The sequence below is a fragment of the Cupriavidus pauculus genome (assembly GCF_002858765.1).
Taxonomy (GTDB): domain Bacteria; phylum Pseudomonadota; class Gammaproteobacteria; order Burkholderiales; family Burkholderiaceae; genus Cupriavidus; species Cupriavidus pauculus_B.
In genome coordinates this window covers 199,760-219,265 of sequence record NZ_PJRP01000010.1, presented here as the reverse complement: position 1 = coordinate 219,265, position 19,506 = coordinate 199,760, and the positions used below count along the sequence as shown (strand labels likewise).

Genomic DNA, 19,506 nt, shown 5'->3' with positions numbered 1-19,506 from the left:
ACCGCATTGGTCTAGACATATGTATGTCATGTGCCGGCGCTAACTTGCTGGTGAACCCGTAACGCCCATCATGCAAAAGACAACCCAAACCTATTCGCTCCCGCTGCGCGGCATTACCGGCCGCCGTGTGCTGGGTGCCGGCAACATCGCCCCCGCCACGCTGGGTTTCGACCAAGGCAACATCGCGCAGCAGGCAGGCGGTAGCGGCCCGTGCATCGACGCCGGAGACCTGCTGGTGCTGCCCGGCATCGTCGACATCCATGGCGATGCGTTCGAGCGCTCGGTGATGCCGCGCCCTGGCGTCAGCTTTCCTTATGGCCCGGCACTGCTCGATGTGGACCGCCAGTTGCTGGCGCATGGCATCACCACCGAATTCCACGGCGTGACGCTGTCCTGGGAAGGTGGCCTGCGCGGCGAAGCCTACGCGGTGCGCATGTTCGAGGCGCTGTCGCAACTGGCGCCGGTGCTGGGGGCGTCGCACAAGGTCCACCTGCGTTTCGAGGCCTATCACCTGGCCGGCGTGGAGACGGCCCTGCAATGGATGCGCGATGGCCGCGTGAGCCTGCTGGCCATCAATGACCACCTGCCGACCATGGCACGCCGCATGAACGACGAGCGCAAGCTTGCGCAGTACGCCGAGCGCGCCGAATGCGACATGGAGGCATTCCGCAGCCGGCTGCGCACGGCCAGCCGCCACGCGCAGGACGTGCCGGCCGCCGTGTCGACACTGGTTACCGCCGCCCGCGAGGCTGGGCTGCCGGTAGCGTCGCACGACGATCCCGATGTGGCCACGCGCCAGCACTACCATCGCCAGGGCTGCGCCATCGCCGAATTCCCGCTCACTGTAGAAGTGGCCACGCTGGCGCGCCAGATCGGCGACGAAACCGTGTTCGGCGCGCCCAATGTGTTGCGCGGCCAGAGCCACACCGGCGCGCCCAACGCCACCGAGATGATTGCCGCCGGCCTGTGTACGGTACTGGCTTCGGATTATTACTATCCCGCGCCGCTGCAGGCCGCATTCAAGCTCGTGCAGCTGGGTGTCTGCAGCCTGCCTGAAGCCTGGCATCTGGTGTCGCGCAACCCGGCGCGCGCCGCTGGCCTGCGTGACCGGGGGGCGCTGGTGCCGGGCATGCGTGCCGACGCGGTGCTGATCGACGACAGCCTGCCGGGTCTGCCGCGCGTGTGCGGCACGATCGTCAACGGCGAACTGCGTCATGCCGCCGTGGCGCTGCCGCTGATCGACCTGGCTGACGAAGGCAGCCTGGCCGCATGAGCCAGGCTCCCCGACCTTTCCGATCCGCCCATCGCTACGCGATCTACCTGGCGCCCGCCGAGCCATTTCGCAGCTTCGGCGCGCAGTGGCTGGGCCGCGATGCCGATACGTGTGCCGCACTGCCGCTGCCGCAAGGCATCACGCAGCGGCCCGAGGAATGGGTCAAGGCGCCCGCGCACTACGCGCTGCATGCGACGTTGAAGCCGCCGTTCCGGCTGGCCGAAGGCACGGACGCGGCCATGCTCGATGGCGCCATGCGCGCCTTTGCGGCCGCGCGCCAGCCGTTCGACGCCCCGCTGACGCTGCGTGCGCTGCGAGGCTTCCTGGCGTGGTGTCTCGACGATGCCGACGGTCAGGGCGGCCGCCGGATGCATGGGCTGGCCGATGCCTGCGTCACCGAGTTCGACCGCTTCCGTGCGCCGCCCACCGAGGCCGAGATTGCCCGCCGCGATCCGGCCCGGCTGAGTCCGGCGCAACGGCGGCATCTCGATGCGTGGGGCTACCCGTATGTGTTCGACACGTTCACCTTCCACATCACGCTGACCGGCATGCTCGATGCGGCGGATGAAGCCGCGGCGTTCGACATGCTGTCCGCCGCTGGCGGCCGGCTGCTGGAGCAGCCGCTGCACGTGGATGGCGTCAGCGTGTACGTGCAACCCGAGGCCGGCGCCGATTTCGTCGCCGCGCGTCACTATCGCTTCGACGGCACCACCCTGGATGGTGCGGGCGCGGCCTGGCTTGGCTAGCATGAATATCCGACCTGACACCGACGGTAGCGGCCTGTTCTACGTGATGGGCCCGTCCGGCAGCGGCAAGGATTCGCTGCTGCGGGCGCTGCGTGAACGACTGAAACCGGCTGACCCCGTGGTCATCGCCCATCGCTATATCACGCGCGCCGCCGATGCCAACGAGGCCTCGGTGGCGCTGACCGCAGATGAATTCACGCGCCGCGTCGACCTGGGCTGCCTGGCCATGCACTGGCAGAGCCACGGCCTGCATTACGGCATCGGCGTGGAGATCGAGCAATGGCTGGCCCAGGGCCTGAAGGTGATCGTCAACGGATCGCGCGAGTACCTGCCCGATGCGGCGGCGCGCTATCCGAAGCTGTGCGCGGTACACGTGCGCGTGAAGCCCGAAGTGCTGGCGGTGCGGCTGCGCAATCGCGGGCGGGAAACCGAGATCGCGATTGCAAAGCGGCTGGAACGCGCCACACAGCCGTTCGATGTGCCGGCGGGCTGCCGGCTGGTCGAGATCGACAACAGCGGCGCGCTGCAGGATTCGGCGGACGCCTTTGCGAGCCTGGTCGCCGGCTGACCGGCTCGCCCTCTCCCCCGGCCCCTCTCCCGCGCGCGGGAGAGGGGAGTGTAGTGGTCCAATTTCCTCAGACAGGTCGATAGGTGGAAAATCACGATCGACGAGGAAAGACGACATGACAAAGCAACGCCGCAAGTTTGACGCTGCCTTCAAGCTGGAGGTAGTCCGGATGATCCGGGATCAGGGCCTATCGGTCGCCGAGGTTTGCCACACGATGGCGATTGGCGAGACCGCCTTACGGCGCTGGCTGGTCCAATACGACCTTGAAGTGGCTGGCGGCAAGGGAGTGGGCAAGCCGCTGACGCCTGAGCAGCAGCGCATCCGCCAGCTCGAAGAGGAAAACCGCCGACTGAAGGAGGACAACCTGATCCTAAAAAAGGCATCGGCCTTCTTCGCCCGCGAACTCAAGTGATCTATCGAGTGGTTAGCGGATTGCAGAAGGAGGCGATCTCCATCAGTCGGGCATGCCGGGTACTGGGCGTGAGCCGGGCGGGGTATTACGCGGCCGGGCGAGAGCCTGCCACCAAGGAGAAGGCCTTGCGGCAGGCGGTGTATGTGCGGGCGGCGTTCGAGGCCAGCGGACGTACCTACGGCAGCCGGCGCGTGGCGCAGGATTTGGACAAGCAGGGGGTGAAGATCGGGCGCTATCGGGCCCGCACGCTGATGCGCCAGGAGAATCTGCACCCGGTGTGGAAGCGCAAGTTCGTGGCGACGACTGACAGCCGGCATGGGAGGCCGGTGGCGCCGAACGTGCTGAGCAGGCAGTTCAGGCCCGCACAGCCCAACCGGGCCTGGGTGTCGGACATCACGTATGTGCGCACGGGGGAAGGCTGGTTGTATCTGGCGGTGGTGTTGGACCTGTATTCGCGCAAGGTAGTGGGCTGGGCCAGCGCAGCGGCCATGCCCGCCGCGCTGGTGGCGTCGGCCTTGAAGATGGCCATCCTGCAGCGCAATCCGGCGCCCGGACTGATTGTGCATTCGGACCGCGGCAGCCAGTATGCAAGCGAGGAGTACCAGGGATTGCTGGCGCGCCACGGCCTGGTTTGCAGCATGAGCCGGGCCGGCGATTGCTGGGATAACGCTGTAGCCGAACGCTTCTTCCTGAACCTGAAGATGGAGCGCGTCTGGCAGAGGCGGTACGTCGACCGGGCGGAAGCCCGGCGCGACATCACGCAGTACATCGTGGGCTTCTACAACCCGGTGCGCTTGCATTCGACACTGGGCTACACGTCGCCAACAGACTACGAGGACAAGTTCCAACAGACCACCCTAATACCTGTCTGAAAAAACTTGACCACTACAAAGCAACCAGATCGCGTTCGATATTCCCTGGGTGTTCTCCGCTCTCCCGCGTGCGGGAGCGGCAAGCAACCAGATCGCGTTCGATATTCCCTGGGTGTTCTCGGCTCTCCCGCGTGCGGGCGCGGCAAGCAACCAGATCGCGTTCGATATTCCCTGGGTGTTCTCCGCTCTTCCACGTGCGGGCGCGGCAAGCAACCAGATCGCGTTCGATATTCCCTGGGTGTTCTCCGCTCTCCCGCGTGGGGGAGAGGGGCGGGGGAGAGGGCCAGCGTCTCAACCCCTGACGCGCCCGGCGTCAGGCAGCGCGTGCATCAGGCAGAGCGGACCCAGCGCGCGGCCATGTCCAGATAGTGCGACAGCGGCGGCGTGGCCAGGTCGACCACCTTGGCCAGGTCGTCGTAGCGGCGCAGGCGCACCGCTTCCAGCGCGTGGGGCTGCGCGGCAAACGCGTCGGCCTGGCCGTTGTCGTACACGCCGCCCTGCAACTGCAGGCTGTGGACCGAGGTCGGCGACAGCGTGTCGAAGTAGCCCGGGTCGGTGGCGCACAGGTAGCGCTTGGCGGCCACGTGCAGGCGGATCGGCTCGGTGACGGCGGGGTCGAACAGGCTGGCCAGCGCGTCGGCGGCGGCCTCCTGGTGGCGCATGTCGGTCGTGCTGCTTTCGGCCAGCATCAGATGGCCCACGTCGTGCAGCAGGGCGGCGACGATCAGTGCCTCATCCTCGCCGGCCTGCTCGGCCAGTTGCGCGCATTGCAGCGCGTGGGCGGTCTGGCTGATGGCCTCGCCGCCGTAGTAGGCCGTGCCGTGGTGCTCGAACAGCGCGGCGATGCGGGGCAGCGTCAGGGCGACGGGCGCAGTCTGGGCGGTCATACCAGCACCTTGCGGATCTGGGCCGACGTCATGTCGATGGCCACCACGAACAGGATGATGATGATCATCACCGCGCAGGTCTGGGCGTACTGGAAGCTGCGAATGATCTCCCACAGCACGGTGCCGATGCCACCAGCCCCGACGATACCCACCACCGAAGCCGAGCGCACGTTCGATTCAAAGCGATAGAGCGCGAACGACAGCCACAGCGGCAGCACCTGCGGAATCACGCCGTAGACGATTTCCTCGATGGGGCCGGCGCCGGTGGCGCGCACGCCTTCGACGGGGCGCGGGTCGATGGCCTCGACGGCTTCGGCAAACAGCTTCGCCAGCACGCCCATGGTGTGGATCCAGATGGCCAGCACACCGGCGAACGGGCCCAGGCCCACGGCGACGATGAACAGCATCGCGAACACCATCTCATTGATGGCGCGGCAGGCATCCATGATGCGGCGGGCGGGCTGGTACACCCACACCGGCACGATATTGGCCGAGCACAGCAGGCCCAGCGGCACGGCCATCAGCACGGCCAGTGCGGTGCCCCACAGCGCGATCTGCACGGTCACCAGCATCTCGTCGAGATAGTTCTGCCAGTCGCGGAAGTTGGGCGGGAAGAAATCGGCGGCAAACTTTGCCATGTTGCCGGAATCGCGCAGCAGGTCCAGGGGGCGCATGTCGGCGCCTTGCCACGACATGGCGAGCATGGCCAGCAGCACAGCCCAGACCAGCATCACGGACAGGGACGTGCGCGGCGGCCGAACGGTACTTTGGGGCGAAGGGGGCAGGCCAGGCTTGGCGGTGGCGGTCATGGGGCAATCCGGAATTGAAGGCTTGAAACGGGGAAGACCGGCAACGCCCGCGTGGGCATCGCCGGTCTCCGGTACGGCTTACTGCTGCGTGGTGGCGGCGGCGGCGGCGGCCTTGTCAAGGTCGGCCAGGCGACGCGTCACGTCGGCCAGCTTCTTTTCCTTGTCGCCGGCGGCCAGCGTGGTGTCGGTCTCGATCTTGGCCTTTTCCTTGGCCAGTTCGATCTGGCGGATCGGCACCAGCTGGGCATCGCTCGACGGGCGGAAGCCCTGGTACGTCAGCGCGGCCAGCGTTTCCTTTTCGCGCGCAGCGTTGGCGCCCTTGCCGTAGTTGACGAAGAAGGCCTGGATCTTCTTCTTCATCTCGGGCGACAGGTCCTTGCGGTAGACCATCGGGTCTGCCGGGATCAGCGGCGACTTCCATAGCACGCGCACGTCGTCATAGGCGTTCTTGCCCGTGTTGATGCGATAGCGCTCGAAGTTCTCGGTGTTGTTCACGGCCACGTCCACCTGCTTGTTCAGCACCGACAGCAGGTTGGTTTCGTGGTTGCTGATACGCACGGCCTTGAACAGCGTCTTCGGGTCCACCTTGTTGGCGGTCCACAGGTAGTAGCCCGGCACGGCCGTGCCCGACGTCGAGTTCGGGTCTCCGGCGCCGTACGACAGGTCGCGGCCGCGCTTGATCACGTCCTCGACCGACTTCAGGTCGCTGTCCTTGCGCACGATCAGCAGCGACCAGTAGCCCGGGTTGCCGTCCTTGTCGATCACCGATGCAAAGACTTCGCCATTGGCGCGGTCCACGGCTTCCATGGCCGACTTGTTGCCGAACCAGGCGATCTGCACCTTGTTGAAGCGCATGCCTTCGATGATGCCGGCGTAGTCGGAGGCGAAGAACGGCTTCACCTGGACGCCCAGCGTCTTGCTCAGGTCGTCGATCACCGGTTGCCAGGCGCTCTTCAGGTTCGACGACGATTCGGTCGAGATGAAACCGATGTTCAGGGTCTTGGCGTCCTGGGCGAAGGCGGGCAGCGCCACGACACCCGAGGCCACCACGGCGAGGAAAGTTCTGCGAAGCATCGAAAACTCCGTTTGGAAAGACTGATGGGAAACGCGGTCTGGGTAATTCGTAAAAGTGCGATCAGGCGGTGGCCAGGTCCATCCTGACCATGGCCGGAACAGGCACGCCTTCGGCCGGCGCCGGCTCGTCGGGAACGCTGTCGTGCAGCAGTTCGTCGGCCTCGGTGCCGTACAGGTCGCGCAGCATCTTCGGCGTCAGCGCGGCGGACGGGCCGTCGTACACCACCTTGCCGTTGCGCAGGGCCACCACACGCGGGCAGTAGCGCATGGCCACATCCACCTGGTGCAGCGACACCACCACGGCCACCTTGCGCGTGCGGTTGATCTGGGTCAGCAGCGACATCACGCGGCGCGACGACTCCGGATCCAGCGACGCGATCGGCTCGTCGGCCAGGATCACGCTTGCGTTCTGCACCAGCGTGCGGGCAATGGCGGCACGCTGCTGCTGGCCGCCCGACAGCGTCGAGGCGCGCTGAAACGCATAGTCGTCTATACCAACCTGGGCCAACGCATCCAGCCCGGTCTGCACTTCGTCCGCCTTGAAATAGCGGATCAGGCTGCGCCACTTGGGCACGCGGGTCAGCAAGCCGACCAGCACGTTGGTGATGACCGGCAGGCGGCCCACCAGGTTGAACTGCTGGAATACAAAACCAATCTCTGCGCGCACCTTGCGAACATCGCGCGCCAGACGACCGTTGCGCTGCACCGTGCGGCCGTTGACGAGGATCTCGCCCGAACCGGTGTCGCCAGCGACAAAGCCGGCCACGTGGCGCAGCAACGTCGACTTGCCCGAGCCCGAGGCGCCCAGCAGGGCAACCATCTCGCCGGGGGCGATGTGCAGCGTGACGTCGTCAAGCGCCTTGCGGTCCGCGCGGAACGATTTGCTCAGGCCGCGGACTTCGATTGCATGCGTCATGTCGACTCCCTTGCTTGAATGACTTGCGCATTCTGGCGAGGGCGGATGACAGAACGATGACGTTAGGCAGAGGTTTTTCGATGCGCGAGGCCGGGTGCGCGATGGGGCGCAGGGCGGGGGCGCCAGGCGGGAAGACGGCGTAGGCGGGGCAGGGGCGGGGCGGAGGCGGGCCGTGAAAGCGGTTTCAGGCCGGGGATGCGGCCCCCGGCGCCGCAGCGCGGAGCGGGGGGCGGTTATGCATGGCGAGAAGGCCTTACATCAGGATGATGTCGTACTGTTCCTGATGGAACGTCGATTCCACCTGCAGCGAAATCGGCTTGCCGATGAAGTCGCCCAGCATGGCCATGTGCTGGCTTTCCTCTTCCAGGAACAGGTCGATCACTTCCTGCGAGGCCAGGATGCGGAATTCGCGCGGGTTGAACTGGCGGGATTCGCGCATGATCTCGCGCAGCACGTCGTAGCAGACCGTGCGCGCGGTCTTGACCTGGCCCTTGCCGGTACAGACCGGGCATTGCTCGCACAGCACATGCGCCAGCGATTCGCGCGTGCGCTTGCGCGTCATCTCCACCAGGCCCAGTTGCGAGAACCCGTTCACGGTGATGCGCGTGCGGTCGCGCGACAGCGCGCGCTTGAGTTCCGAGAGCACCGCGTCGCGATGCTCCACGTTCTCCATGTCGATGAAATCGATGATGATGATGCCGCCCAGATTGCGCAGGCGCAGCTGGCGCGCGATGGTGTGCGCGGCTTCAAGGTTGGTCTTGAAGATCGTGTCGTCGAAGTTGCGTGCGCCGACATAGCCGCCGGTGTTGACGTCGATCGTCGTCATCGCCTCGGTCTGGTCGATCATCAGGTAGCCGCCGGATTTCAGGTCCACCCGCCGCGACAGCGCCTTCTCGATCTCGGCGTCGATGTTGAACAGGTCGAAGATCGGGCGCTCGCCGGTGTAGTGCGACAGGCGCGACAGCACCGCCGGCGTGTATTCCTGGGCGAATTCCACGAGCTTCACGAAGTTCTCGCGCGAATCCACCTGGATCACGCCCGTGGCGTCGTTGATGAAGTCGCGCAGCACGCGCTGGGCCAGGTTCAGGTCCTGGTACAGCAGGCTCGGCGCCGGGAGCGTGGTGGCGTTCAGCCGGATCGATGCCCAGATCTTGCGCAGGTAGGCGATGTCGTTGCTCAACTCCTCGTTGCTGGCTTCCTCGGCGATGGTCCGCACGATGAAACCGCCACGTTCGTCGGCCGGCACCAGGCCTTGCACGCGCGCACGCAGCGCCTCACGATCGACTTCGCCCTCGATGCGCTGCGAGATGCCGATATGCGGGTCCTGCGGCAGGTACACCAGCGTGCGGCCCGCGATGCTGACCTGCGTGGACAACCGCGCGCCCTTGGTGCCGATCGGGTCCTTGATCACCTGCACCATCAGGGCCTGGCCCTCGAACAGGGTCTTTTCGATGGCCGTGTGGCCGTTCTTCTCGCCGTCGCGCGGATGCCAGATGTCGGCCACGTGCAGGAACGCCGCGCGCTCCAGGCCCACATCGATGAATGCCGACTGCATGCCCGGCAGCACGCGCACGACCTTGCCCAGATAGATGTTGCCGACCAGCCCGCGCGTGAGCGTGCGTTCGACGTGCAGTTCCTGCACGGCCGCCTGCTGCACGATGGCCACACGGGTCTCTTGCGGCGTGATATTGACGAGGATGTCTTCGGTCATAGCCATGGATGCCGTCGCCGGTCTGCCGGCGCTTGTTGTTGTCGCCCGGGGAGACCGGGCATCTGACCCCTGCATGCCCTGGTCGGATGCGGCGGAGGGGGCGGGGTCAGAAGCGCAGACCCGCCTCGCGCAGCAGCGCCGCCGTCTCGAACAAGGGCAGGCCCATGATACCCGAATAGCTCCCGTCGATACGCTCGACGAACTCGGCCGCGCGCCCCTGGATGCCATAGGCGCCGGCCTTGCCGAGCGGCTCGCCGCTGGCCACGTAGCGGTCGATCTCGGCGGCGCTCATGGCGCGGAAAGTGACGTGCGAGATCGACAGCGCGTGGCGCTGGCCCAGCGCCGATACCACCGTCACCGCCGTCAGCACGCGGTGCGTGGTGCCGGACAGCGTGGCCAGCATGCGTGCGGCATCCATGGCGTCGGCCGGCTTGCCCAGGATGTCGCCACCCCGGCAGACGGTGGTATCGGAGGTCAGGATCGGGGCGTCGGGCAGGCCGCGCCGCAGGCGCCGCTGCAATGCGGCATCGGCCTTGAGCGCGCAGACGCGCTGCACGTAGGCGTCGGGCGATTCACCGGGCTGCACGGCTTCCAGCGCCTCGGCGTCTTCGCCGGCATCGGCCAGCAGCAGTTCGTACTGCACGCCAAGCTGGGTCAGCAGTTCGCGGCGGCGCGGGCTTTGGGAGGCAAGGTAAAGAATGGATTGGGTCACGAGATTGACGTGCGCAAACAGGACTGCGGCGATTGTACGCGCGCCAGGCCTGCGCCCCCGTCCGCATGGCGGGAGAGGGGAGAAGAGGGTGTCGGGGGTCCTGCTTGCCGATGTCGCCTTCTGAACCGCTTTGCACTCTCCTCCCACACGGGGAAGGGAGCGCACCGTCGGCGAGGCTCAGGCGCGATGGTAGGGGTGATTCTGCGTGACCGACCACGCGCGGTATAGCTGTTCGGCCAGTAGCACGCGCACCATGCCGTGCGGCAGGGTCAGGCTGGACAGGCGCACCAACGTCTGGGCGCGCGCCTTGAGCGCGGGGTCCAACCCATCGGCACCGCCGATCAGGAAGGCGACGTCGCCGCCTTCGCGCTGCCAGCCGGTCAGCTGCTCGGCCAGTTGCACGGTGGTCCAGTCCTTGCCACGCTCGTCGAGCGCGACAATGCGCAACTGCTTCGACAGCGAACCCAGCACGGCCTCGATGCGCTGCGCTTCGCGCTGCATCACCGTGGCGGCGTTATTGCTGGACGACCGCGCTTCGGGCTTGACTTCACGAAGCTCGATGCGCAGTTCGGGCGGCATCCGCTTGGTGTACTCAACAAAGCCGGATTCGATCCACGCGGGCATCTTGTGGCCGACGGCCACGATCACGAGTTGCATGTGGGATGCCCGGTGGAAACGCCTTCAGGATCGACCGCTTGCGCTCAGGCCGAGCGCGTGGCGCGCTTGCGCGGGGCGGCGGTCTTGGCGGCTGCGGTCTTGGTGGCGGCCGTCTTGCGTGCCGGGGCCTTGGTGGCCGTGCCGGTCGCCGTCTTGCGTGCCGGCGCCTTGGTGGCGGTGCCGGCAGCCGTCTTGCGCGCCGGCGTCTTCGCGGCGGTGCCGGCCGACGTCTTGCGTGCGGTGGTGGTCTTGCGCGCCGGGGCCTTGGCGGCCGTGCCGGTGCTGGTGGTCTTGCGGACCGGCTTGCGGATCGTGGCGATGGCGTCCGGATCGGTGTCCTCGCGGCCCATCGGCGGCGACGGCTCCTTCATGCCTTCGGGCAGGCGGGCCAGCGCCGGGCGCAGGTTCGAGGCACGACGCACGCGCGGCGCCGGCTCGGCGTCCTCGTCGTCCACCGGCTCGCTGGCCTTGGCCAGGCCCTTGGTGGCGGCCAGCTTCACGCGGACCGGTTTGTCGCCCCAGATTTCTTCCAGGTTGTAGTACAGGCGCAACTGCGGCTGCAGGATGTGCACCACGGCGTCGCCGCAGTCCACCAGCACCCATTCGCCGGTTTCCAGGCCTTCCACGGCCACGATATGGCCGCCGGCGTCCTTCACCGTGTCCCGAACCGACGCCGCCAGCGCCTTGGTCTGGCGGTTCGAGCTGCCGCTGGCGATCACCACCCGGTCGAACAGTTCGGTCAGGTGAGTGGTGTCGAACACCTTGATGTCCTGCGCTTTCACATCCTCGAGTCCGTCGACGATCGCGCGCTGCAGTTTACGAATATCCATGGTGTCTTTCTTGTTCAGCTTCATTCGGGTAGGGGCGCGTCGGGCGAGGGGTGTCGGTACAACCCGTGACGCGCGATGTAGTGTGCCACGCCGGCTGGCAGTCGGTCATCCGTCTGGTCCGGCAACAGGCCTTCGGCCAGGTGCTCGCGCAGGCCGGTGGACGACAGGTCGACGGCCAGCGTCTGGTCGATCCACATATGTCCGGAGGGCGTGCATTGTATCAGGTGCGTGTCCGCCTGGCGTTCCTGCAGCGCGGCAAGCACCGGCCCGCCCAGTTCTTCCAGGTGAAAGCCCGGACGCGTGGCGATGCACAGGTGAACCTGCTCGAACAGCGCTTCCCAGCCATGCCAGGTGTGCAGCCGCAGCAACTGGTCGGCGCCCATCAGCCATGCCATCGACGTATGCGGGCCGTAGGCGTCGCGCAGGTGGCGCACGCTGTCGATGGTATAGCTGGGGCCGTCGCGGTCCACTTCCATGCGGCTTACGCGTACCTTGGCGCGGCCCGGCACCAGCGACGCGGCGGCCAGTTCGGTCATCGCGAAGCGGTCGGCCGCCGGGGTCACATGGGCACCCTTCTGCCACGAATGGCCGGTCGGAATCCAGACCAGTTCGTCCAGGTCAAGGTGGTCGATGCAGAGTTGCGCCAGCGCGACGTGGCCACGGTGCGGCGGGTCGAATGTGCCGCCGAGGATACCCAGGCGGTAGGGGCGCTGCGCGGTGCCGGGATGGGCGGGGGCTTGCGAGGCTTCGGTCATCAGGTTCAGGCCCACGCGCGCGCCGGCAGGAAATCGGTGTAGAGCGCCGCTTCCGGCGTGCCAGGTTCGGGCTGCCAGTCGTAGCGCCAGGTCACTTGCGGGGGCATCGACATCAGGATCGACTCGGCGCGGCCGCCCGATTGCAGGCCGAACAGCGTGCCGCGGTCGAACACCAGGTTGAATTCCACGTAGCGTCCGCGGCGATAGGCCTGGAAGTCGCGCTCGCGTTCGCCATAGGGCGTGTCCTTGCGCGCGTTCAGGATCGGCAGGTAGGCGTCCAGGAAGGCATCGCCCACCGAGCGCATCATCGCAAAGCTCTGGTCGAAGCCCGGGGCCGAGAAATCGTCGAAAAAGATGCCGCCGATGCCGCGTGCCTCGCCCCGATGCTTCAGGAAGAAATACTCGTCGCACCACTGCTTGAAGCGCGGGTACAGGTCGGCGCCGAACGGCTGCAGCGATGCCTGGCAGGTACGATGAAAGTGCGTGCAGTCGTCGGCATTGCCGTAGTACGGCGTCAGGTCCATGCCGCCGCCGAACCACCAGACCGGCTCGGCGTCGGGCTTCACGGCGATGAAGCAGCGCACGTTCATATGCACGGTGGGCACATGCGGGTTGCGCGGATGGAACACCAGCGACACGCCCATGGCCTCGAAGCTGCGCCCGGCCAGTTCGGGCCGGTTGGCGCTGGCCGACGGCGGCAGCGTGTCGCCGCGCACGTGCGAAAAGCCCACGCCGGCCCGCTCCATTACCGCACCGCCCTCCAGAATACGCGTGCGGCCGCTGCCGCGCAGGCGTTCGGTGGGCGGTTTCTCCCAGCTGTCGGTCAGGAACGCCTGGCCGTCGATGCCGGCAACGGCGTCGGTGATGCGGTCTTGCAGGCCGAGTAGATAGTCACGGACTGCCTGGGAATCGATCATGATGGGCGGGTGAGGGTAGCCGGTGGCGATGACGGCCGGGCGGGGCCGGCCGTCATCGCGGTGTCACGATTGTACCGGCTGGATTCGCCCCACGGGGCGCGGGGCGAATCCGCGGAAAACCGGCAGGACAAGGCGGCGGGTCCGGTCAGCGCTTGATGGCGCGGTAGCCGATATCGGTCCGGAACTGCATGCCGTCGAAGCGGATCTGTTCCACGGCGGCGTAGGCGTTCTTCTGCGCGGCCTTGACCGTGTCGGCCAGGCCCACCACGCACAGCACGCGGCCGCCGGCGGTACGCAGCGTACCGTCCTGCAGCGTGGTGCCGGCGTGGAACGTCACGGCGTCGTCGGTTTCGGCGGGGATGCCGGTGATGGCGTCACCGCGGCGCGGGTTTTCCGGGTAGTCGTAGGCGGCCATGACCACGCCCAGCGCGGTGCGGCGGTCCCAGTCCAGTTCGACCTGGTCCAGCTTGCCATCCACGGCGGCTTCCATCACGTCGACCAGGTCGGTCTTCAGGCGCGCCATGATCGGCTGGGTTTCCGGATCGCCCATGCGGCAGTTGAATTCCAGCGTCTTCGGGTTGCCATCCTTGTCGATCATCAGGCCGGCGTAGAGGAAGCCCGTGAACGGGATGCCGTCCTTTTCCATGCCACGTACGGTCGGCAGGATGATTTCACGCAGCGCGCGGGCGTGCAGGGCCGGCGTCACCACCGGCGCCGGCGAATAGGCGCCCATGCCGCCCGTGTTGGGGCCGGCGTCGGCGTCCAGCAGGCGCTTGTGGTCCTGGCTCGTGGCCAGGGCCAGCACGTTCTTGCCGTCCACCATGACGATGAAGCTGGCTTCCTCGCCTTCCAGGAATTCCTCGATCACCACGCGGGCGCCGGCATCGCCAAGCTTGTTGTCGGCCAGCATCATGTCCACGGCGCCGTGCGCTTCTTCCAGCGTCATCGCCACCACCACGCCCTTGCCCGCGGCCAGGCCGTCGGCCTTGATCACGATCGGCGCGCCCTGCGCGTCGATATAGGCATGGGCGCCGGCGGCGTCCGAGAACGTCTTGTAGAAGGCGGTCGGGATGCCGTGGCGATGCATGAACGCCTTGGCGAAGTCCTTCGACGATTCCAGCTGCGCGGCAGCCTTGGTCGGGCCGAAGATACGCAGGCCACGGGCGCGGAACACGTCGACGATGCCGGCGGCCAGCGGGGCCTCGGGGCCCACCACGGTGAAGGCCACGCCTTCGCGTTCCACAAAGGCGGCCAGCACTTCGGGATCGGTCAGCGGCACGTTCTGCAGGCGCTTGTCGAGCGCCGTGCCGCCGTTGCCCGGCGCCACGTAGACGACCTGCACCTTGGGCGACTGGGCCAATTTCCAGGCCAGTGCGTGCTCACGCCCACCGGAACCGACAACCAAAACTTTCATGATCCACTGCCAGAAAAGAAACGCATGCGAAAAGCGGCAGCTGGACTGAGATCCGGGCTGCCGCCGTGGGGCGCGGCGGGAGGACTTATTCCTCGATCGCCGCGTTGGTGAAGACTTCCTGTACGTCGTCCAGGTTTTCCAGCGCGTCCAGCAGCTTCTGCATCTTGAGGGCGTCGTCGCCGGTAAAGCTGACCTCGTTTTGCGGCTTCATCACCACGTCGGCCAGTTCGGCCTTGAAGCCGGCCGCTTCCAGCGTGGACTTGACCGCGCCGAAATCGTTGGGCGGGCACGTGACTTCGATCGAGCCGTCGTCGTTGGTCACCACGTCGTCGGCGCCGGCTTCCAGCGCGGCGTCCATCAGCTTGTCCTCGGGCGTTTCCGGCGCGAACAGGAACTGGCCGCAGTGCGTGAACATGAACGACACCGAACCCTCGGTGCCCATGTTGCCGCCGTGCTTCGAGAACGCGTGGCGCACTTCGGCCACGGTACGGGTGCGGTTGTCGGTCAGGCAGTCGACGATGATCGCGGCGCCGGCCAGGCCGTAGCCCTCGTAGCGGATTTCTTCGTAGTTGGCGCCTTCCAGGCCACCCACGCCACGCTGGATTGCCCGCTGGATGTTGTCCTTGGGCATGTTGGCGTCCATGGCCTTTTCCATGGCCAGGCGCAGGCGCGGGTTCGAGTCGATGTCACCGCCGCCGAGCTTGGCGGCGACGGTGATTTCCTTGATCAGGCGAGTCCAGATCTTGCCGCGCTTGGCGTCGGCGGCAGCTTTCTTGTGTTTGATGTTGGCCCATTTGGAATGACCGGCCATGTTTCTCTCCGAAGCGGAAAACGTGTCGTGTGGTGTGGGAACCCGGCGGCATTGCGCCGGCGGGGCCGGTTCCGGATGGGTCTCTGGGACGAATCCTGCCGATCCGGCGGCCACGCCATGTGATTGATGTGCCAATCTGCTGGCTATAATCAGCGCAGGATTTTATCACGCGCCCCTGCCGCCCCGCATTGCCATGTATGGGTTGTTTGCCCCGCCCGGACCTGTTCCGGACCTGTTCCGCACCTGTTTCCTGCCCTGACCGCCGACCGACGAGACCCCGCCATGGCCGATCCCATCCTCATCGCCAAGAATGCCGACCACGAACTGGTGCTGCTGCCCGAGATGGGCAACCGGCACGGCCTGATCACGGGCGCCACCGGCACCGGCAAGACCGTCACGCTGCAGACCCTGGCCCAGGGCTTTTCGCGGCTGGGCGTGCCGGTGTTCATGGCCGACGTAAAAGGTGATCTGACCGGCATTTCCCAGCCGGGTCAGCCCTCCGACAAGCTCAAGGCCCGCCTGGCGGAACATGGCCTGTCCGAGCCGGTGTGGGGCGCATGCCCGACCACGCTCTGGGACGTCTTCGGCGAAAAGGGCCATCCGGTGCGCGCCACGGTGTCGCACATGGGCCCGCTGCTGCTGTCGCGCATGCTGGAACTGAACGACACGCAGCAGGGCGTGCTGAACCTGGTGTTCCGCATTGCCGATGCCGGCGGCCTGCTGCTGCTCGACGCCAAGGACCTGCGTGCGATGCTGCAATACGTGGGCGACAACGCGAGCCAGTTCACGACCGAGTACGGCAATATCTCGTCGGCATCGATTGGCGCCATCCAGCGCGGCCTGGTGGCGCTGGAATCGCAGGGCGCCGACAAGTTCTTCGGCGAGCCCATGCTGAACCTGGACGACTTCATCCAGACCGAGAAGGGCCAGGGGGTGGTCAATATCCTGGCGGCCGACAAGCTGATGAACGCGCCGCGGCTCTATGCCACCTTCCTGCTCTGGCTGCTGTCGGAGCTGTTTGAAAAGCTGCCCGAGGCCGGCGATCTCGACAAGCCCAAGCTCGTGTTCTTCTTCGACGAGGCACACCTGCTGTTCAACGACGCGCCCAAGGCGCTGCTCGACAAGATCGAGCAGGTGGTGCGTCTGGTACGTTCCAAGGGGGTGGGTGTGTACTTCGTGACCCAGAACCCCGTGGACATCCCGGACACCGTCCTGGGCCAACTGGGCAACCGCGTGCAGCACGCGCTGCGCGCCTTCACGCCGCGCGACCAGAAGGCCGTGAAGGTGGCGGCCACGACCATGCGCGCCAACCCGAAGCTGGATCTTGAACAGGTGATCGGCGAACTGGGCGTGGGCGAGGCGCTGGTGTCGTGCCTCGACGCCAAGGGCACGCCGGGCGTGACCGAGCGCGCGTGGGTGCTGGCGCCGGGCAGCCGGATCGGCCCGATCACCGACGAAGAACGGAAGGCGCTGATCGCCAGTTCGCTGGTGGCCGGCACCTACGAGCAGACCATCGACCGCGAATCGGCCTACGAAAAGCTGCGTGGCGGCGTGGCGCAGGCCACCAACGGCGCACCGGCCGATGCGAAGGTCCCTTCGCAGCCCGGCGCCCAGCCCGGCGCTCCCGCACAGGAAGAGGGCGGCTGGGTCGGTGAAGTCTGGGGCTCGCTCACGCGCGGCACAGGCAAGACCGGGCGCGGCGACTCCATCCTGGAATCGGTGGCCAAGTCGGCGGCGCGGACGGTGGGGTCGCAGGTTGGGCGCGAGCTGATTCGCGGTGTGCTGGGCAGCCTGCTGGGCGGCGGCAAGCGCAAGTAGTCGTAGTCACCCAGGTCGGCCACGTGAAAACGCCCGCATTGCGCGGGCGTTTTTTATTGGCAGCGACCGGATTATTCCGAGCCGCGCTTGGCGGCTTCCGCATCCTCGCGCGCCTTGCGGGCGAACAGGCAGGCGTAAAAGGCCGCCATGCCGATGATGAATGCGATGACGGCCAGGCTGGCCAGGCCGGTGGCCGTGGAGGTCAGGATCTTCAATGCTTCCATGGGGTGGCTCCTTGCTTGGAATATGCCGTAGACGGCATACCAGTCTGGATCAGCCCGCCCCCATGAACATTGAGGCGCATCAAGCGCCGCCGGGTCAGTCAACGCCACGCGGCGTCGACAGGCAGTCAGTTCTTGGTGCCGAACAGGCGGTCGCCCGCGTCGCCCAGGCCCGGAATGATGTAGGCGTTCTCGTCCAGGTGGCTGTCCAGCGAAGCCACGAACAGCTTCACGCCCGGATGCGCCTTCTGGAACACTTCGACACCTTCCGGTGCGGCCACCAGCGCCACGAACGTGATGGCTTCGTCGGGCACGCCACGGCGCTTGAGCACGTCCACCGCATGGGCGGCCGAGTAGCCGGTGGCCACCATCGGATCGCACAGGATGAACGAGCGGTCTTCCAGGTCAGGCAGGCGCACCAGGTATTCCACCGGGCGGTGCTGTTCGTCGCGGTACACGCCGATGTGGCCGATACGGGCCGACGGAATCAGCTCCACCAGGCCATCGCTCATGCCAACGCCGGCGCGCAGCACCGGCACGATCGTCAGCTTCTTGCCGGCGATGACGGGGGCGTCCACTTCCACCAGCGGGGTGTCGATGCGGCGCGTGGTCAGCGGCAGGTTGCGCGTGATCTCGTAGCCCATCAGCAGCGTGATCTCGCGCAGCAGCTCGCGGAACGTGCGCGTGGACGTTTCCTTGTCGCGCATGTGCGACAGCTTGTGCTGGATCAGCGGGTGATCGAGGATGAAGAGGTTGGGAAAGCGGGGATCCTGTTTCATGGTGGGCTCGGCAAATACGGTAGGGGCCCTCCCTGAGGCGAGAGGGCCCGATGCAGCGCGATTGTAATGGATGCGCGTCGGGCCGAGCGAGCCGGGCGGGCGGTCAGTCCACCGTGATGGCTGCCGATTTTGCGACCTTTCCGAACCGGTCGTACTCGCTTTGCGTCAGCGTCTGCAGTTCGGCGGCGCTCGATCCCTTCGGATTGAAGCCGGCCTGGGCCAGCTTGTCGCGGACGTCGGGGCGGGCCAGTGCCTCGACGAACGCCGCGTTCAGGGCCTGGGTCACCGGCGCGGGCAGGTTGGCCGGGCCGTAGACGCCAAACCACGGCTCGACGGCGTAGCCGGGCAGGCCGGCTTCGGCCAGCGTAGGCACGTTGGGCAGCGACGGCGAGCGCGTCTTGCCCGCCACGGCCAGCGCGCGCAGCTTGCCGGCCTGGATATGCGGCAGCGACGCCGGCAGGTTGTCGAACATCACCTGGATATGGCCGCCCAGCATGTCGTTGATGGCCGGGCTGCTGCCCTTATAAGGCACATGGACCAGGCCGGCCTGCGTCATCTGCGAGAACATCGCGCCGGCCAGGTGCATCGACGTGCCGGTGCCCGCCGTGGCATAGGTCAGCCCGGGGTGCGCCTTGGCATAGGCGATCAGTTCCGGCACCGTTTTCACGGGCAGGTCGTTGTTCACTTCCAGCACGATGGTCGAGGTGCCCAGCAGGCTGATGGCCGTGAAATCGCGGCGCGGATCGAACGGCACGTGCTTGTAGATGTGCGGGTTCAGCGCATTGGTCGAGATGGCGCCAAAGCCGATCGTGTACCCATCTGCGGGCGCCTTGGCCACGGCTTCCATGCCGATGTTGCCGCCGGCGCCGGGCCGGTTCTCGATCACCACCGGCTGGCCCAGCTTCTCGGCCACGCGCTGGCCGACGGTGCGCGCCACGAGATCGGTGGTGCCGCCCGCCGCATAGGGCACGACGAACCGGATGGGTTTGCTGGGGAACGCGTCGGCGGCCAGGGCGCCGCCGGTGCCGGCCAGCAGCGACAGCGCGGAGGCGGCCAGCGCGGTACGAACAGTGACGGACAGAAAAACGCGGCGGCGCGCGACAAGGCGATGGAGCGACATGGCTCGGGAGTCTCCGGAATGTTGTTATCGATGGCGGCCGCGCACCATGACGGTGCGTCGTCCGGCGCGAGCCATTGTATGGGAAAGCAGGCATTGCCGCCGGAGGCCCCAGGGGCGCCGCGCCCACGCCCGGAGCACTGGCGCCTTTTGACATACAATCGGCGGGTTCCGCCGTACCGCCTGCGTTGTCGTACGGCCCGGCGT

Annotated in this window: 20 protein-coding genes; 5 read left to right on the top strand and 15 right to left on the bottom strand. The window is 66.8% G+C overall.

What is annotated here, in order from left to right; all coding sequences use genetic code 11:
- Window positions 1–70 precede the first annotated feature (70 nt).
- The 4 genes from CYJ10_RS21045 (at window position 71) to CYJ10_RS21030 (ending at window position 3,871) form a co-directional block, all read left to right on the top strand.
- Window positions 71–1,273 (top strand): alpha-D-ribose 1-methylphosphonate 5-triphosphate diphosphatase, encoded by a 1,203-nt coding sequence (locus tag CYJ10_RS21045; protein WP_101683391.1) that lies wholly within the window; start codon window positions 71–73, stop codon window positions 1,271–1,273.
- Window positions 1,270–2,019, top strand: a complete 750-nt coding sequence (locus CYJ10_RS21040) for a DUF1045 domain-containing protein (RefSeq protein WP_101683390.1) — start codon at window positions 1,270–1,272, stop codon at window positions 2,017–2,019. The genes CYJ10_RS21045 and CYJ10_RS21040 overlap by 4 nt, the downstream gene beginning before the upstream one ends.
- 1 nt (window position 2,020) lies before the next feature.
- On the top strand, window positions 2,021–2,587 hold the full coding sequence (gene phnN, locus CYJ10_RS21035) for a phosphonate metabolism protein/1,5-bisphosphokinase (PRPP-forming) PhnN (protein ID WP_101683389.1): 567 nt from the start codon (window positions 2,021–2,023) through the stop codon (window positions 2,585–2,587).
- A 115-nt stretch (window positions 2,588–2,702) separates the two neighbouring features.
- A protein-coding gene (locus tag CYJ10_RS21030) for an IS3 family transposase (protein ID WP_101680030.1) occupies window positions 2,703–3,871 on the top strand; the annotation gives its coding sequence in 2 pieces (ribosomal slippage) (window positions 2,703–2,970 and window positions 2,970–3,871; 1,170 coding nt in all).
- A 329-nt stretch (window positions 3,872–4,200) separates the two neighbouring features.
- Here the strand turns inward: CYJ10_RS21030 and CYJ10_RS21025 are convergent.
- From CYJ10_RS21025 to CYJ10_RS20970, 12 genes are all read right to left on the bottom strand, one after another.
- Window positions 4,201–4,758 (bottom strand): phosphonate degradation HD-domain oxygenase, encoded by a 558-nt coding sequence (locus CYJ10_RS21025; RefSeq protein ID WP_101683388.1) that lies wholly within the window; start codon window positions 4,756–4,758, stop codon window positions 4,201–4,203.
- Entirely contained in the window at window positions 4,755–5,567 is an 813-nt protein-coding gene (gene phnE, locus CYJ10_RS21020; RefSeq protein WP_101683387.1) for a phosphonate ABC transporter, permease protein PhnE, read from the bottom strand. Before phnE ends, CYJ10_RS21025 begins: the two co-directional genes overlap by 4 nt.
- Before the next feature lie 78 nt (window positions 5,568–5,645).
- Window positions 5,646–6,641 (bottom strand): phosphonate ABC transporter substrate-binding protein, encoded by a 996-nt coding sequence (phnD, locus tag CYJ10_RS21015; RefSeq protein WP_101683386.1) that lies wholly within the window; start codon window positions 6,639–6,641, stop codon window positions 5,646–5,648.
- Window positions 6,642–6,702: 61 nt separating this feature from the next.
- Window positions 6,703–7,557: a phosphonate ABC transporter ATP-binding protein gene (gene phnC / locus CYJ10_RS21010; protein ID WP_101683385.1), complete on the bottom strand. Its 855-nt coding sequence runs from the start codon at window positions 7,555–7,557 to the stop codon at window positions 6,703–6,705.
- Window positions 7,558–7,810: 253 nt separating this feature from the next.
- A complete protein-coding gene (rng, locus tag CYJ10_RS21005; RefSeq protein WP_101683384.1) occupies window positions 7,811–9,268 on the bottom strand; it encodes a ribonuclease G in 1,458 nt (485 codons plus the stop codon).
- Between the two features lie 106 nt (window positions 9,269–9,374).
- A complete protein-coding gene (locus CYJ10_RS21000; protein ID WP_101683383.1) occupies window positions 9,375–9,980 on the bottom strand; it encodes a Maf family protein in 606 nt (201 codons plus the stop codon).
- 177 nt (window positions 9,981–10,157) lie between these two features.
- On the bottom strand, window positions 10,158–10,637 hold the full coding sequence (gene rlmH / locus CYJ10_RS20995) for a 23S rRNA (pseudouridine(1915)-N(3))-methyltransferase RlmH (RefSeq protein WP_101683382.1): 480 nt from the start codon (window positions 10,635–10,637) through the stop codon (window positions 10,158–10,160).
- 44 nt (window positions 10,638–10,681) lie between these two features.
- Window positions 10,682–11,467 carry a ribosome silencing factor gene (rsfS, locus tag CYJ10_RS20990; protein WP_180863004.1) on the bottom strand — a complete coding sequence of 262 codons (786 nt, stop codon included), beginning with the start codon at window positions 11,465–11,467 and terminating at the stop codon, window positions 10,682–10,684.
- Window positions 11,468–11,487: 20 nt separating this feature from the next.
- Entirely contained in the window at window positions 11,488–12,222 is a 735-nt protein-coding gene (locus CYJ10_RS20985; RefSeq protein ID WP_101683423.1) for a nicotinate-nucleotide adenylyltransferase, read from the bottom strand.
- A 5-nt stretch (window positions 12,223–12,227) separates the two neighbouring features.
- On the bottom strand, window positions 12,228–13,139 hold the full coding sequence (hemF, locus tag CYJ10_RS20980) for an oxygen-dependent coproporphyrinogen oxidase (protein ID WP_101683380.1): 912 nt from the start codon (window positions 13,137–13,139) through the stop codon (window positions 12,228–12,230).
- Between the two features lie 145 nt (window positions 13,140–13,284).
- Complete coding sequence (gene purD, locus CYJ10_RS20975) at window positions 13,285–14,553, bottom strand: phosphoribosylamine--glycine ligase (protein WP_101683379.1); 1,269 nt, start codon at window positions 14,551–14,553, stop codon at window positions 13,285–13,287.
- Between the two features lie 85 nt (window positions 14,554–14,638).
- Window positions 14,639–15,364: a YebC/PmpR family DNA-binding transcriptional regulator gene (locus CYJ10_RS20970; protein WP_101683378.1), complete on the bottom strand. Its 726-nt coding sequence runs from the start codon at window positions 15,362–15,364 to the stop codon at window positions 14,639–14,641.
- Between the two features lie 282 nt (window positions 15,365–15,646).
- On the opposite strand from CYJ10_RS20970, the gene CYJ10_RS20965 reads away from it, so the two are divergent.
- A complete protein-coding gene (locus CYJ10_RS20965; RefSeq protein WP_101683377.1) occupies window positions 15,647–17,182 on the top strand; it encodes a helicase HerA-like C-terminal domain-containing protein in 1,536 nt (511 codons plus the stop codon).
- 71 nt (window positions 17,183–17,253) lie between these two features.
- On the opposite strand, the gene CYJ10_RS20960 is transcribed toward CYJ10_RS20965, so the two are convergent.
- From CYJ10_RS20960 to CYJ10_RS20950, 3 genes are all read right to left on the bottom strand, one after another.
- Window positions 17,254–17,406 carry a DUF3149 domain-containing protein gene (locus tag CYJ10_RS20960; protein WP_101683376.1) on the bottom strand — a complete coding sequence of 51 codons (153 nt, stop codon included), beginning with the start codon at window positions 17,404–17,406 and terminating at the stop codon, window positions 17,254–17,256.
- 125 nt (window positions 17,407–17,531) lie between these two features.
- Window positions 17,532–18,182 (bottom strand): uracil phosphoribosyltransferase, encoded by a 651-nt coding sequence (gene upp, locus CYJ10_RS20955; RefSeq protein ID WP_101683375.1) that lies wholly within the window; start codon window positions 18,180–18,182, stop codon window positions 17,532–17,534.
- Between the two features lie 103 nt (window positions 18,183–18,285).
- Window positions 18,286–19,302, bottom strand: a complete 1,017-nt coding sequence (locus CYJ10_RS20950) for a Bug family tripartite tricarboxylate transporter substrate binding protein (RefSeq protein ID WP_101683374.1) — start codon at window positions 19,300–19,302, stop codon at window positions 18,286–18,288.
- Between the last annotated feature and the right edge of the window lie 204 nt (window positions 19,303–19,506).